Annotated in this window: 17 protein-coding genes; 13 read left to right on the plus strand and 4 right to left on the minus strand. The window is 70.3% G+C overall.

Annotation, left to right across the window (positions count from 1 at the left end; all coding sequences use genetic code 11):
• Nucleotides 1-9 precede the first annotated feature (9 nt).
• From D7X99_RS28315 to D7X99_RS28325, 3 genes are all read left to right on the plus strand, one after another.
• Nucleotides 10-297, plus strand: coding sequence for a monovalent cation/H+ antiporter complex subunit F (locus tag D7X99_RS28315; protein ID WP_121780514.1), 288 nt, complete (start codon nucleotides 10-12; stop codon nucleotides 295-297).
• Complete coding sequence (locus tag D7X99_RS28320) at nucleotides 294-638, plus strand: monovalent cation/H(+) antiporter subunit G (RefSeq protein WP_121780515.1); 345 nt, start codon at nucleotides 294-296, stop codon at nucleotides 636-638. Before D7X99_RS28315 ends, D7X99_RS28320 begins: the two co-directional genes overlap by 4 nt.
• A gap of 125 nt (nucleotides 639-763) precedes the next feature.
• On the plus strand, nucleotides 764-2536 hold the full coding sequence (locus D7X99_RS28325; protein WP_233613788.1) for a thiamine pyrophosphate-requiring protein: 1773 nt from the start codon (nucleotides 764-766) through the stop codon (nucleotides 2534-2536).
• Here D7X99_RS28325 and D7X99_RS28330 read toward each other — a convergent pair.
• From D7X99_RS28330 to D7X99_RS28345, 4 genes are read right to left on the minus strand one after another with little or no spacing between them, the layout of a single operon-like run.
• Nucleotides 2469-2951: a hypothetical protein gene (locus tag D7X99_RS28330; protein ID WP_147476289.1), complete on the minus strand. Its 483-nt coding sequence runs from the start codon at nucleotides 2949-2951 to the stop codon at nucleotides 2469-2471. The two genes, D7X99_RS28325 and D7X99_RS28330, sit on opposite strands and share 68 nt — an antisense overlap.
• 3 nt (nucleotides 2952-2954) lie before the next feature.
• Entirely contained in the window at nucleotides 2955-3893 is a 939-nt protein-coding gene (locus D7X99_RS28335) for a proline dehydrogenase family protein (RefSeq protein WP_121780517.1), read from the minus strand.
• 38 nt (nucleotides 3894-3931) lie between these two features.
• Nucleotides 3932-4813, minus strand: coding sequence for an alpha/beta fold hydrolase (locus D7X99_RS28340; protein WP_121780518.1), 882 nt, complete (start codon nucleotides 4811-4813; stop codon nucleotides 3932-3934).
• Nucleotides 4806-5495 (minus strand): lysophospholipid acyltransferase family protein, encoded by a 690-nt coding sequence (locus D7X99_RS28345; RefSeq protein WP_233613789.1) that lies wholly within the window; start codon nucleotides 5493-5495, stop codon nucleotides 4806-4808. The genes D7X99_RS28340 and D7X99_RS28345 overlap by 8 nt, the downstream gene beginning before the upstream one ends.
• 207 nt (nucleotides 5496-5702) lie before the next feature.
• On the opposite strand from D7X99_RS28345, the gene D7X99_RS28350 reads away from it, so the two are divergent.
• From D7X99_RS28350 to D7X99_RS28390, 10 genes are all read left to right on the plus strand, one after another.
• A complete protein-coding gene (locus D7X99_RS28350) occupies nucleotides 5703-6200 on the plus strand; it encodes a hemerythrin domain-containing protein (RefSeq protein WP_233613790.1) in 498 nt (165 codons plus the stop codon).
• 180 nt (nucleotides 6201-6380) lie between these two features.
• On the plus strand, nucleotides 6381-6905 hold the full coding sequence (locus D7X99_RS28355; protein WP_121780520.1) for a cell wall protein: 525 nt from the start codon (nucleotides 6381-6383) through the stop codon (nucleotides 6903-6905).
• A gap of 131 nt (nucleotides 6906-7036) precedes the next feature.
• Nucleotides 7037-7900: a tryptophan 2,3-dioxygenase gene (locus D7X99_RS28360; RefSeq protein ID WP_121780521.1), complete on the plus strand. Its 864-nt coding sequence runs from the start codon at nucleotides 7037-7039 to the stop codon at nucleotides 7898-7900.
• Nucleotides 7901-8026: 126 nt separating this feature from the next.
• Nucleotides 8027-8203 (plus strand): hypothetical protein, encoded by a 177-nt coding sequence (locus D7X99_RS42925; protein WP_014400762.1) that lies wholly within the window; start codon nucleotides 8027-8029, stop codon nucleotides 8201-8203.
• 126 nt (nucleotides 8204-8329) lie between these two features.
• Nucleotides 8330-8890 carry a Uma2 family endonuclease gene (locus D7X99_RS28365; RefSeq protein ID WP_121780531.1) on the plus strand — a complete coding sequence of 187 codons (561 nt, stop codon included), beginning with the start codon at nucleotides 8330-8332 and terminating at the stop codon, nucleotides 8888-8890.
• A 13-nt stretch (nucleotides 8891-8903) separates the two neighbouring features.
• Nucleotides 8904-10031: a hypothetical protein gene (locus tag D7X99_RS28370; RefSeq protein WP_121780522.1), complete on the plus strand. Its 1128-nt coding sequence runs from the start codon at nucleotides 8904-8906 to the stop codon at nucleotides 10029-10031.
• Between the two features lie 167 nt (nucleotides 10032-10198).
• Entirely contained in the window at nucleotides 10199-11659 is a 1461-nt protein-coding gene (locus D7X99_RS28375) for an adenylate/guanylate cyclase domain-containing protein (protein ID WP_121780523.1), read from the plus strand.
• 20 nt (nucleotides 11660-11679) lie between these two features.
• Nucleotides 11680-12099 (plus strand): type II secretion system protein GspG, encoded by a 420-nt coding sequence (locus D7X99_RS28380; protein ID WP_120577728.1) that lies wholly within the window; start codon nucleotides 11680-11682, stop codon nucleotides 12097-12099.
• A gap of 144 nt (nucleotides 12100-12243) precedes the next feature.
• Nucleotides 12244-13602, plus strand: coding sequence for a universal stress protein (locus tag D7X99_RS28385; protein ID WP_121780524.1), 1359 nt, complete (start codon nucleotides 12244-12246; stop codon nucleotides 13600-13602).
• A gap of 140 nt (nucleotides 13603-13742) precedes the next feature.
• Nucleotides 13743-14324 carry a Fis family transcriptional regulator gene (locus tag D7X99_RS28390; protein ID WP_147476290.1) on the plus strand — a complete coding sequence of 194 codons (582 nt, stop codon included), beginning with the start codon at nucleotides 13743-13745 and terminating at the stop codon, nucleotides 14322-14324.
• Nucleotides 14325-14342: the final 18 nt, after the last annotated feature.

Raw genomic sequence — 14342 nt, forward strand, 5'->3', positions numbered from 1 at the left:
GCGGCCCGGATGCACGAGACCTTCTTCACCCTGGCCATCGTGTGGATGGTGGGCCTGCTGGGAGCGCTGGTGCTGCTGGCCTCACGCCAGCGGTCCTCGGCGGACATGCTCATGTCCGTGGACACCCTGGGCCTGGTCATCTGCGCGGTGCTGGCGCTGTACGGCGCGACACGCGGCGAGGCCGGCTACCTGGACGCGGCCCTGGTGCTGGCCCTGCTCTCCTACGTGCAGACCGTGGCCGGCGCCCGCTTCCTGCACCACGGCCGCACCTTCCACGACGAGGAGGACGGCCGATGATGTCCGCCATGGTGCAGTGGTTGGCCGACGGCCTGGTGGCGCTGGGCCTGTGCTTCATCACCGCCGCCATCATCGGCATGTACCGGCTGCCCTCGGTGCTCACGCGCGTGCACGCGGCGGGCGCGGTGCCCTTCGGCGGAGCGCTGGTCATCATCGGCGCCACGCTGGCGACGGCGGACGGCTGGCTTCTGCTGCGAGGGCTGCTCGTCGCCGCGTTCCTGATGCTCACCATCCCCAGCTCCGCCCACGCCATCGCCTGGCTGGCGGAGAAGCGCCCGGAGCTCGCCCACGACAAGGGCCAGCGGCACCGGCGCGAACCGGAAGGCCCCGAGCGGCAGTAGCCGCCCGCACGCAGGCCCGCTCACGGAAGGGCGGAACAGGCACCCGGATGCCCCCGGGCTCCAGGGCACACCGCGGTCACCAGCTTGATGTCCGAGGGACCTCCCCCTTCCCAGGAGCCTCGCGCATGAGCGCCACCGTCAGCGACTACCTCGTCTATCGCCTCATCCAGTGGGGCGTGCGCCGCGTCTACGGCTACCCGGGCGACGGCATCAACGGCGTGATGGGCGCGCTGAGGCGCAGCTCGGAGATGCAGTTCGTGCAGGTCCGCCACGAGGAGATGGCCGCCTTCGCTGCCTGCGCGCACGCGAAGTTCACCGGCGAGGTGGGCGTGTGCATGGCCACCTCCGGCCCGGGCGCCGTCCACCTGCTCAACGGCCTCTACGACGCGAAGCTGGACCACCAGCCCGTGGTGGCCATCGTCGGCCAGCAGGCGCGCACGGCCCTGGGCGGGCACTACCAGCAGGAGGTGGACCTCACCACGCTCTTCAAGGACGTGGCCAGCGAGTACGTCACCATGGTGACCGCGCCCTCCGCCGTCCGCCACGCGCTGGACCGCGCCGTGCGCATCGCCCGGTGCGAGCGCACCGTGACGTGTCTGGTGTTGCCCAACGACTTGCAGGAGCTGCCCTACGAACCGCCCGCGCGCAAGCACGGCACCGTGCACTCCAGCGTGGGCTACGCGTCCCCTCGAGTGATTCCACAGGACGCGGACCTGCGCCGCGCCGCGGACGTCCTCAACGCGGGCAAGAAGGTGGCGATGCTGGTGGGCGCGGGTGCCATGAACGCGGCGGTCGAGGTGATGGAGGTCGCGGACCGGCTGGGCGCGGGAGTGGCCAAGGCGCTGCTGGGCAAGACGGTGCTGCCGGACGCGCTGCCCTTCGTGACGGGCTCCATTGGCCTGCTGGGCACGAAGCCCAGCTGGGACCTGATGCAGGACTGCGACACGCTGCTGATGGTGGGGACGAGCTTCCCCTACTCGGAGTTCCTCCCGCCGGAGGGCCAGGCGCGCGGCGTTCAAGTCGACCTGGACGGCCGGATGCTCTCCATCCGCTACCCCATGGAGGTGGGGCTCGTCGGCGACGCGAAGGAGACGCTGCGCGCGCTGCTGCCCCAGCTGAAGCGCAAGGAGGACCGGAGCTGGCGCGAGGGCGTGGAGAAGGGCGTGGCGCGCTGGTGGAAGGTGCTGGAGGCGCGCGCCATGAACGACGCGAACCCCCTCAACCCGCAGCGCGTGTTCTGGGAGCTGTCCCCGAAGCTGCCCGTGGACGTCATCCTCACGGCGGACTCCGGCAGCTCCACCCATTGGTTCGCGCGCGACTTGAAGATGCGGCAGGGGATGAAGGCGTCCCTGTCCGGCAACCTGGCCACCATGGGCTGCGGCGTGCCGTACGCCCTGGGCGCGAAGTTCGCGTTCCCGCACCGCCCGGTGCTCGCGGTGGTGGGCGACGGCGCCATGCAGATGAATGGCAACGCGGAGCTCATCACCGTGGCGAAGTACTGGAAGGAGTGGAAGGACCCGCGCCTCATCGTCCTGGTGCTCAACAACCGCGACCTGGGCCAGGTGACCTGGGAGCAGCGGGCGATGGCCGGCGACCCGAAGTACGCCGCGTCGCAGGAGCTGCCGGACTTCCCCTACGCGAAATACGCCGAGTCCCTGGGCCTCAAGGGCCTCCGCGTGGACCGGCCGGACCGCGTCGCCGCCGCGTGGGATGAAGCGTTGGCCGCGGACCGGCCCGTCGTCTTCGAGGCCTGGGTGGATCCGGACGTGCCGCCCCTGCCGCCGCACATCACCGTGGAGCAGGCGAAGATGTTCGCCTCCGCCTGGGATTTCAGCCTGCGTTCGCCTGGAGCGCGGGCTCTTCCTCCGTCACCAGCCAGCGCATCGTCGCCTCGGTGACCACGCCGAACAGCGCCGTCTGCGCGAACAGCCAGGCGTGCTCCGCGCGCGACCAGGTGCTCTCCGCGGCCGTCGCCTTGAAGAGGGGAAAGGCCATGCGCTCGAACGCGAGCACGCCCAGGCCCAGCAGGACGCCGCTGTGCGGCAGGGACCCCTTCGACGTGCGCCTTCGCACCAGGCCCCAGCCCATCCCCAGCAGCGGGCCATAGCCCGCGCGCAGCGCGAAGGCCCAGTCCGCCGCCTCCCGCCGGGACAGCTTCCGTCCGAACAGCCGGCTCAGCACGTGCCGCGCGATGTCGCGCGCGGAGTAGGGCGGCGGACGGCCCAGCGAGGCATTGCGCACGGCGACCAACATGCCCAGGGCACCGGTGCCCACCGCTCCGGCGACATACGCCGCGGCATATGGATTCCTCATGGCCTACCCCTTCATCAGGTTGCGCATCACGAACCACAGGTTGGCCGGACGCTCCGCCAGCCGGCGCATGAAATAGGGATACCAGTGCTTCCCATACGGGACATAGACACGCACCGGATGGCCGTCCTTCGCCAGCTGCTCCTGGAGGTCGCGCCGGATGCCATACAGCATCTGGAATTCGAAGGCCCCTTTGGGCAGATGCCGGCGCGCGGCGTACTCCAACGTGGCGTCAATCATCCGCTCATCATGCGTGGCGATGCCGTGATACACGCCGCTGTCCAGGAGGATGCGCATGCAGCGCACGTAGTTCGCGTCCACGTCCTTCTTGTCCGGGAACGCCACGTCGGAACCCTCCAGGTAGGCCCCCTTGCACAGCCGGATGCGGACGCGCTCGGCGCACAGGGCCTTCGCGTCCTCCTCCGTGCGCCGCAGGTAGCTCTGGAGCACCGCGCCCACGTGCCGCTCGCTGAACTCCGAGTGCAAATCCCGCACGATGTCCAGGGTCGCCTGCGTGACGGCGCTCTCCTCCATGTCCACGCGCACGAACGAGTCCCGCGCCGTCGCGTCCGCCACCACCGCCCGCGCGTTCTGCAGCGCCAGGTTCCGGTCGAACAACAGACCGCACTGCGTGAGCTTCATCGACACGTTGGCCCGCACGCCCACCTGGTCGATGCGCGCCAGCAACCGCAGGTACTGCTTCACCTCGTCGCGAGTCTCCGGGGGTGAGCGCACCGCTTCGTTGAGATGGTCGAAGCTGGCCATCAGCCCCTTCGCCGTGAGGGCCTTCACCGCGTCCACCGCCTCCTCCAGCGTCTCTCCCGCGATGAAGCGGGACGCCAGCTGGCGAAAGGGTTTGAGCCGCGTGGCCACGTCCTTCAGGTTGGACTGACGCGACAGGAACAGCAGCGCGGAGCGGGACAGCTGGTCTGCGGCCGTGGTCATGTGGATGTGTTCCCCCCGCGACCAGAGATAACGCCTGTTCAGTCAGGGTGCCGCGAGAGGAAGTCGGACACGCGTTCATTGAACGCTTCCGGGTGGCTCATGTACGGCAGGTGACTGGCCGCCTCCAGGAACTCCAGCCGGGCGCCCGGCACATGCGCCGCCACGTCGCGCGCGGCCGCGGGCGGCACCAGCAGGTCCCGGCCCCCCTCGATGACGAGCGTGGGCACGCGCAGCTCTTGCAACCGGTGCAGGAAGTCCGCGGCCAGGATGTCACGCAGCCGCCGCATCAGCTCCAGCGGCGAAATGCGCCGGGCCTCGCGCACGATTTCCGCCCGCCCCTCCGCCGGCAGCCACCGGCCTCCCATGACCCGCGCCACCGTGGGCGCGAACACATACGCCAGCGGCCGGGGCGCCCGCACCAGCGTGGACAGCGTCAACGCCAGCCTCCGGATCTTCCGCACGCTGGCCACCGGCGACACCAGCACCAGCGCCTTCACCCGCTGGGGGTGCTCCAACGCATACGCGATGGACAGCAGGCTGCCGTAGGAGGACCCCATCAGCGCGAAGCGCTCCGGCAGCCCCGCCTCCGGGTGGTTGAGCACCGACAGGTTCCACTGGAGCGGCGTATGGGTCGCGGGTGTCTTCAGCGGCGGCGTCCACAGGAGCAGGTTCCACGCCTGGGCCAGCGGCTCCATGGGCGCGAACGACCGGCCACTGGCGCCCAGCCCCGGAAGACAGACCACCGTGCGTGATACATCCCTGTTGCCCCCAGGGAAGGTGAACAGCCGCACCGCCGTGCCCCGGACGACGCGCTCCTCGCAGTCCAGCCGTTCATACCCGCGCTGGATGTCTTCCACGTCCGGCACCCGCGGCGGCGGGCGGGGCGGGGCGGGGACGCGAGTGGAGGCGGTATCAAGCATGGCAGGCCCTCAGCAGCAGGCGCCGGACGCTGGCGGCCACGCGGTCGCGGAAGGCTCGCACGCGTGACTCCGAAGCACCCGACGGCGGCGGTTCATGGGGTTCACCCACGGCGAAGGTTAATTGAACTGGCAGCGGCAGGGGGCCCAATCCCATCACCAACGGAATGCGGTACTTGTCCTCCACGGCCAGGCGCACACACCACCGGTCCTCGTCCGGAGGCCAGAAGAAGGTGTCATCCACCCCGAAGCCGGCGAAGGGCACCACCGGCACCCCGGCCTGCATGGCCAGCCGGACGAAGCCCAGCGCGCTCTCCCACCGGAGCTGGTAGCGGCCCTGGCTGCGTTTGAAGGTCTCCCGCGCGCCGCCTGGATAACAGACGACGAGCTGCCCCTCCTGGAGCGACCGGAGCGCGTTCTCCCGCGTCCCCTCCACCCCACCCAGCCAGGGCAACACCGTGCGCACGAGGGGAATCTTGAAGAACCCCCGCTCCGCCAGCCCCAACGGATAGCGCCCCGTGGCCCGGTGCAGGAGGTGGAAGAAGGCGGGGGTCTCGTATCCCCAGACACCGTGATTGCCCACGAGCAGCAACGGCCCATGTCTGGGCAAATGTTCAGCTCCCACCAGGCGGGCGCGGTGATAGCGCGCGGACAGGGCGGCGCCGCCCTCCGCGAAACGGAACACGGCCTGCCGGACGCTTACGAGTGGGTTTTCCACGGTGGAGCCAAGATGCAGCCGCCCTCGCGAACCGGCACCTTGATACCAGGCGGCCAGGCAGGGGCTCCACCGCCGCAATCACCGGAAAAGGGCATGCACGCCAGCAGGCTGCCTTTCCCGGCGGGGGGATGGGTGCGGTTGTCTGCCCCCGGCGCCGTGCTGATGCTTGGGGGTATGGCCGGCCCATTCGACATCCTCCTGCATCAACATCGCGAGCTGGAGGAGCTGCTGGCGCGGCTGGCTTCGGAGGCGGAAGCGGAGGAAATGACTCACGGTCAGGAGGCCCTGGCCCGCCTCCTGCGCCTGCACTCCCGCCTGGAGGAGCGCTGCGTCCATCCGCTGCTGACACGCGTGGAGGGCCGCACCCGCGCCCGCGAAGAGGCCGAGGACCACCTCACCCTGCGTGAGCTGATGGAGGAATTGCAGGAGCTGACGCCTCGCGGCGTCGAGTGGCAGGCGCGCCTTTTCACGCTGGAGGATCAGGTCGTGGCGCATGTGCAGGCCACCGAACACGGGGTGCTCCCCCGCCTGTCCGCGTCTCTAGACGCGGAGGAATTGGAGGAACTGGGACACGACCTCGCACTCACGTACGAGGAACTGCTGGATCGCTCGCAGCACCCCCCCGCCCCGGGTCGCGGAGCGTTGTTGGAACCCCTGCATTGGGATGCGTGAGAAGCGCCTGAAAGCGTCGCCGAGACCCATTTCCCGGGCCTTTCTCGCCTGCTGATACGCAGTGGCGTCACAACTTTTTATCGCTTCCTTCGACAATTGCCTTTCTGGAAGGTATTGGTACTTGGGCGTGCCGGTTCACGCCAAGGCAATGCTCCCCCCTTAAACCGAGGATTGGTCGAAATGTCAGTTGACAAGGCGTTCCGCGAGATGATTCGCAACGAGATTGAAGTGCAGCTCAAGCCCCTGCGCGACGTGGTGTCTCGTCTGGAGTCGGGCACGGCGGACCTGGATGCGCTGCGCAGCGTGGCCGAGCGTCTGGCGCCCCTGGCTCAGGTGGTGGGCCCCCTCTTCGGCGCGAACGCGCCCGCGGCCGGCAAGCCCGGTCGTCGTCCCGTGGGTCGCCCGGCGGGTCGTCCGTCGGTGAGCGCGCCGGTGGTGGCGGCGGGTGGCAAGCGCCGGGGTCGCAAGCCGGCGGTGACGGAAGGCGGCGCCCGTGAGTGCGCCATCAAGGGCTGCGGCAAGCCCAGCCGCACCAAGGGCTACTGCGCGGCGCACTACCAGAAGCTGCGCATGCTGGAGAAGACCAACCGCCGTCCTTCCGAGTGGTCCGACTACGCCAACCCCAACAGCGTGGAGGACATCAAGCTGCCCCGTGGCCGCGCCGCCTCCAAGGCGCTCGCGGAAGCCGCTCAGAAGAACGCTTAAGCAGTTTCAGTCGCCCCGGCCCGGGCATACAGGTAGACCACGCCCTTCCGTCTGGAAGCACGTGGCAGGATTGACCGCGCGGAGGATGTGCTTGCGCCGCGAGGGCGTTGGTGTGCATGAGTGCCCGGGCCATGAACAAACGCGACCTGGAGCCTGGAATCGTCACGGACCTCGCGGGCCGGACGACCTATGGCGATTACCTGCAGTTGGACCGCCTTTTGTCCGCGCAGGTGCCCCGCTCCCAGCCTCCCCATCACGACGAGTTGTTGTTCATCGTCCAGCACCAGACGAGCGAGCTGTGGATGAAGCTGCTCATCCACGAGCTGTCCGCCTGCATCCGTTACATCCAGGCGGACCGGCTGGAGCCGTCGTTCAAGATCTTCGCGCGCGTCGCGCACATCCAACGGATGCTCTTCGAGCAGTGGAGCGTGCTGGAGACGCTCACGCCCAACGAGTACCTGGAGTTCCGCGACACGCTGGGCCACGCGTCAGGCTTCCAGAGCTTCCAGTACCGGGCGCTGGAGTTCCTTTTGGGCAACAAGGATGACGCGGCGCTGGGGCCCTTCAAGCACGTGCAGGGCGTGCACGCGGAGCTGGACCGCCTGCTGGAGTCGCCGGGCATCTACGACGAATTCCTGCGCCACCTGGCGCGCATGGGCCATGACATTCCCAGAAGCCACGTGGAGCGCGACTGGCGTCAGCCGTATGAGAAGAGCCCCCAGGTGATGGAGGTGTTCCGGCGCATCTACGAGGACACCGAGAAGCACTGGGACGCGTATGAGATGTGCGAGAAGCTGGTGGACACGGAGGAGCGGTTCCAGCTCTGGCGCTACCGGCACATGATGACGGTGATGCGCATCATCGGCTTCAAGCAGGGCACGGGCGGCTCGTCGGGCGTGGGCTTCCTGCGCAAGGCGCTGGACCTGCGCTTCTTCCCGGAGCTGTGGGACGTGCGCACGGTGCTGACGCCGCCCGCGAAGCCCCGGGGCGCCTGAGCTCCCCCATCCGCCCCGCTCGTGTCCCCGCATGCTCCGCGGGCCGGCAGGGACGGGGTGCCAGCCGGGGCACGGGCTCCCTAGCTTGGGAGAGGTCAAATCCTCTCAACGTGCGAAGGAGCCACCATGGGTGAGCACGAAAGCCCCCGGAAGGAACCGCAGCTTCCGGAAGACGAACAGAAGAACAAGCGTCAGGCGGGAGACCGCCCCGTCCCCACGCCCGGCCACATTGGCAACCTGCCGGACAACGGCGAGGGCCCGGGTGGCATTGGCATCAAGCTGCCCGAGGGCGGCGGTGACTGAGTGAAACATATGGAAATGTTTCAGGCCCGGGGGCCTTCCGGGGCTCCCGGCCGCCGGGGTACACGTGTCAGACGGGCATGAGAGTGTCCGGGCATGTCCCTACCTGCTAGGTTGTTCGTCCCAGAGATGACCCGAAAGCCCGCCACCTACGCCGACCTGGAAGCGCTCCCCTCGAACCAGGTGGGGGAGATCGTCAACGGGGAGCTGTACGCGAGCCCCCGGCCTGCATCGCGGCATGCCGTCGCGGCGTGGCATCTGGGAGGCGAGCTCTATGCTCCCTTCGACCGGGGACGTGGGGGGCCCGGAGGGTGGATCATCCTCACCGAGCCGGAGCTGCATCTGGGCAAGGACGTCCTGGTGCCGGACCTCGCGGGTTGGCGCCGGGAGCGGATGCCCAGGGTGCCCGACGTCGTGGGCTTCACGATGGCGCCTGATTGGCTGTGTGAGGTGCTGTCCCCGTCCACGTCCCGGTTGGACCGCTTCCGGAAGCTGCCCATCTATGCCCGGGAGGGCGTCAAACACGTCTGGTTGGTGGACCCGCGCGAACACACGCTGGAGGTCTTCCGGCTGGAGGGCGGCCACTACCTGCTGCTGGGGACCTACGTGGACGAGGAGACCGTCCACGCGGAGCCATTCGAGGCGCTCGCGCTGGAACTTCGCGTCTTGTGGGAGGACATCGCGGAGTAGGCTCCTCCGCACCATGTCCGCGCCCGCCGGAATGACACTGCTCTTCGAACAGGCCCACATCCTCTGCTACCGCACGTTCGACATCGCGGAGGAGATAGACCTGGAACGCGCGCGCAAGGCGCTCACGGAGGACTCGCGCCGGTTGAAGCTGTCGCGCGAAAACAGCCAGTACATCCAGCTGCCCAACCCGCCCGTCGTCTACGAGCTGGGCCGCAGGCCGCTCGCGCTGCGTGACGGTCCTGTCACAGTGGACGCTACCGCTCGCCTGTTCGACCACGGCGCCGCGTCCATCATCCTGCGCGTCCCCGTCGCTCCCGGCACCACCTGGGAGACGCTCACCCAGGTCGCGGATGAGCTCTATGACAGCCATGCCCTGGAGGACCTGGCGCGGGAGCTGGTGGAGGGCGTGCGCCGCACCATCGCCTCCGCCGTGCAGGGGCCGCACCTCTGGGACCAGAGCGAGAGCTACACCGTCATCTTCGCCGAGCGCATCCAGGGCGACCCTTCCGCGGAGGAGCTGTTCCAGCGCGCGGACATCGCGCGGCTCCTGCTGGGAGAGAGCACCGCCGCGCCGCTCGCGCCGCGCGAGCGCGAGGCCGTCACCCAGGTGCGCTTCAGCTACACCGCCCATGACCTGGTCGTCGTGGATTGGAACAGCGCGTTCGTCTACGAGCCGTCCGGCTCGCGCGACATCCCGGACCTGTTGGAGATCGCCAACGCGCAACTCCTGGAGTTCCGCTACTACGACGAGCGGTTGGACAAGCACATCGCGCGCATCCACGACGAGGTGCAGGCGCGCAAGCCCGGCTGGCTCACGCTGTTCCGCAGCCCGTACCGCAACCTGGCGCGCGAGACGCTGGGCACGCTCGTGGACCTCAACGAGTTCGTGGAGCGGGTGGAGAACAGCCTGAAAATCATCGGCGACTTCTACCTGGCCAAGGTCTACGAGGGCGCCGTGCGCCGCCTGCGCATCCCCGCGTGGCAGGCCTCCGTCACGCGCAAGCAACAGCTGCTCGCGCAGACCTATGGCCTGCTCAAGGGCGAGGTGGACATCGACCGCTCGCACGTCCTGGAAATCATGATCGTCGCGTTGATCATCCTGGAAATCGTCATGGCCTTCGGCCGCATGTTCGAGCACTGACGGCGAGCCGGCCAGGAACGCCGCGCGGCGCTCCCGTGGACCGTCCGAAGGGACGACGGTCTCGTCGGGTGGGGGACGCGGAGGAGGGGAAGACGGGGTGAGGGCTTCGCGGCGGCCGGGGTTGCGCTACGCTCCCGCGCACGGGTGTGCGTGACGGAGGCTTCCGCGTGAGTGCATCGAACCCCCTCTTCGGTGATTTGCTGCTCAAGCTGGGCGTCGTCGCGCCGGGGCAGGTGCAGGAGGCGCTCGCGCTGCAGGCCCTGACCGGACAGCGCGTGGGAGAGGCGCTCATCTCCCTGGGCTACGTGTCGCGCGAGCAGATTCAGGACGCATTGGGAGAGGCCCTGGGCTTGAACCACGAGAAGGGGCCCGCGCAGCCGCCCCTGGGCGAGCTGCTGGTGGGGCTCAAGTACGTGACGCTCGCGCAGCTGGACGAGGCGCTGGCGCGGCAGCGGCGCGACGGGCGGCGGCTGGGGGAGATCCTGGTCGAGCTGGGCCACTGCACGTACAAGCAGATCTACGAAGCGCTGGGCGTGCAGAACCGCATCGTCGGCCGGCAGGACCTGCCACGTCCCGCGACGGAGGGGCGCCGCCGCGTGGTGGTGGTGGACGACAGCCCCCTGGCGTGCGCGTTCGTGCAGGAGGGGCTGGTGGCCCTGGGCTACGAGGTCCTCTGCTTCCAGGACCCCTACGAGGCGCTGGAGGGCATGGGGCGGCTGCAGGCGGCCATCGTGCTGAGCGACCTGGAGATGCCGGGGCTGGACGGCGTGGAGCTGTGCCGGCGGCTGAAGGAGGGCCCTCGCAGCGCCATCCCCGTCATCATGCTCACCGCCAACGACCGCGAGGCGGAGCGCGTGCGCGGCCTGCGCGCGGGCGCGGACGACTACGTGAACAAGTCCGCGTCCATGGACGAGCTGGCGGCCCGCATCGAGAGCGTGGTGCGCCGCACGGACGAGACGGAGCGCATGCGCAAGCTGTTCGCGCGCTACACGTCCGACGCGGTGGTGGAGGAGATCCTCAAGAGCGCGGACGCGGCGGTGCTCGCCGGCGAGAAGCGCGAGGTGACGGTGCTGTTCGCGGACATCCGCAACTTCACCGGCCTGGCGGAGAGCCTGCCTCCCGAGCAGGTGGTGGCGGTGCTCAACCAGGTGCTGGGCCGGCTGTCGGACGCGGTGCTCACCTGCGGCGGCACGCTGGACAAGTTCCTGGGCGACGGGCTGATGGCCGTCTTCGGCGCGCCGGTGGGCCGCCCGGACGACGCGCTCCGGGGCCTGCAGTGCGCGAAGATGATGATGGAGGCCGTGGCGGAGCTGCGCGCCGTGGCGGAGGCCGAGTGGGTGGCCCACGGCCGCGAGGGCCGGCCCCTGGTGCTGGAGCTGGGCGTGGGGTTGAACTCGGGCGTGGTGGTGTCCGGCAACATCGGCGGCGCGATGCGGGCCGAGTACACCTGCATCGGCGACGCGGTGAACGTGGCCGCGCGGCTGTGCGCGCTGGCCGGGCCGGGGGAAATCCTGGTGGGCGAGCGCACGCGCGAGCTGGTGGACGCGAACGAGACCGCCTTCGAGGACCTGCCGCCAGTGCGCTTGAAGGGCAAGCAGCAGCCGGTGCCGCTTTACCGCGCCCTCTGACGCGGTAGGGTGGATGGGCCATGGCCGCCACTCCCGCCTCGTCCGCCGTCCCCGAGAAGTCCCGCCGCTCCCCGCTGCCCTGGGTGGCGGTGGTGTTCGTGGTGGCGCTCGTCGTGGCCCTGGTGCTCACCGCCTTCCGCCACCGCGACCCCGAGCAGGCCCAGCACATCCACGCCGACTTCACCCTCATCCTGGGCGCGCTGGAGCGCTACCGCGCGGACCACGGGGGGCAGCTGCCGGAGGAGGGAGACCTGGACGCGCTGCTGGTGCCCCGCTACCTCCACGCAGTGCCCCTGGACCCCTGGGGCCGGCCGTACCACTACGCGAGCAGCGCGCAGGGCGTGTTCCTGTCCAGCTTCGGCCGCGAGAACCAGCGCGGCGGCGTGGGCGACAACCAGGACCACACCAACCACGACGGGCACCAGCAGCTCCTGCGCTAGGGAGGGCCCCGCCGCCGGGACGCCCCTCCCTGGTGGGCAGGCAGGCCGGCATGCACGGGCCGCACGCCACCGGGCGTCCGGCGTGCGCATCCTTCGTGGCGAGGGGAGGCTCCAGCGGGCATCGCCTCCTCGGGGGGCCCCGCCATGGCCATCATCTGCGCAACCAACCTGTCCGCCGACGCCGCGCACGCGGCCACCGTCGCGGCGACGCTCGCCGGCCGCCTGGGAGAGCCCCTGCTGCTGCTGGGGGTGGATGACGAAGTGCCTGACGCGGAGGCCCCGGACGCCCTGTCCGCGGCGGAAGGCGGGCTGGCCGCGGAGGCCGCGCGCCTGAGGCCGCTCGCGGGCATGGTGGAGCCGCGCATGCAGCGGGGTGCCTCCGTGGAGACGCTGCTGGGGGACGAGGAGTGCCGCAGCGCCCGGCTGGTGGTGGTGGCCGCGGAGGGCTGGCGCACGTCCCCCTGGCGCAAGACGTCCCTGGCGGAGCGCCTGGCCCGCCACGGCTGCGCCCCGGTGCTGGCGGTGCGCCGGGACACGGCGCTCCTGGACTGGGCCCGCGGCCGGCGCCGGCTGCTGGTGATGGTGGGGGTGGACCCCCGCTCCTCCACGTCCGACGCGGCCATCACCTTCCTGCGGGAGCTGCGGCGCGTGGGCGGGTGTGACGTGCTGGCCACGTACGTGTGCTCACCGCTGGAGGAGCGCGAGCGGCTGGGCGTCCACACCCCCGTGCACGTGGAGCGGCTGGACGCGCGCGAGCGCACCATGGAGGGGCTGGAGCCGCTGGTGGAGCGCGTGCTCCAGCGCGAGGTGCGCGAGCGCCTGGGTGACCTGGAGGGGGAGGGCCGGTTGGAGGTGGTGCTGGAGCCCGGATATGGCCGCCCGGCGGACCACCTGCTGCACGTGGCTCATGCGCGCAGCGCGGAGCTGACGGTGGTGGGCATGCACCTGCGCGGCGGGGTGCAGCGGCTGTGGCACGGCTCCGTGTCGGAAGGGGTGCTGCGCCACGCGGAGCGCTCCGTGGCGTGCATCCCTCCCGGAGCGCGCGAACCTCGCCGGCTTCCTCCGCCCCGGAGCGCGCTGGTGCCGGTGGACTTCACCCTCGCCTCCGGACAGGCCATCGCGCAGGCGTGCTCGCTGGTGGGGCCGGGCGGCCGCGTGCACCTGCTGCACGTGCACCGGCTCCGGGGCCGCGAGCGGGGCCCCCGGGACTTCCACGGCGTGCTCCCGGAGCCGGACAGCGAGCGGGACCGGGTGCTGAACCGGCTCTGGGCGCAGGTGCCTGGGGACACGGTCGCGCGGGCGGTGCACTGGAGCGTGGAGGGGGTCAGCGGCGACGACGTCGCCAGCGCCATCTGCCAGGCCACGGAGCGCGAGGGCGTGGACCTGGTGTGCGTGGGCACGTCCGCCCGCCGTGAAGTGGCTCCGGACGTGCTGGAGGAGGCGGTGGCGCGCGAGCTGGTGCTGCGCTGCCGCCGGCCCGTGATGGTGGTGCCTTCCGTTTGACCCGGGAACGGGCGTCCAGTGGACGGGCTGCTCGCGGAACGGGTCCCTGTTTTTTTCCCACGCGTAAGGGATTGAACAGGCGACCCTGGAGGGCGTTAGACTTTGGGAGGACCCGCTTTCCCAGAAGGGTAGGGCATCCCGTGGCTCTTCGCGGTTATCGAGAAGAGGACCTCGTCTCCAACCGTGCATCGTTGATCATCCACGGAGGTACCGAGGATGAGCGCAGGGCCTGGGCGGAGGAAGCCGCGCGCAACTTCGGCGTCCCGCTCACGGAGGTGCGCCAGGGCTCGGAGCTGGCCGGAGCGCTCCGTCAGCCCAACGGCGTGGTGTTCATCGCGGACGCGGGGAAGCTGCCGCTGGACGCCCAGGGCCTCATCCTGCGCTGCCTCCAGATGCAGGAGGAGCGGCCCAAGGTGGTGGTGGGCGTGTCCGGCACCGCGATGGCCGCCCTCACCCGGGGCACGCTGCGCGAGGACCTGCACTACCGGCTGAACCAGGCGCAGGTGGACCTGCAGACGGATGGCCTGAGGGACGCGCTCAAGCGCCGCTGGGCGCAGCAGGCGGAGCAGCTGGCCGTGCGCGCCGCGGCGCTGAAGGCCGCCGAGGAGAAGGAGCGCGCCGCCGCGGTGGCCCGCCGCCCCGGCTCCGTCACCCGCATCCTGCCCAAGCGCAAGGCCTCGGCCCCCGCGCGCAAGGGCGCGCCGCGCAACGCGGTCCGCTGAAACCCGGGGGTTTCCAGG

Source organism: Corallococcus sp. AB032C, from assembly GCF_003668935.1.
Lineage (GTDB): Bacteria > Myxococcota > Myxococcia > Myxococcales > Myxococcaceae > Corallococcus > Corallococcus exiguus.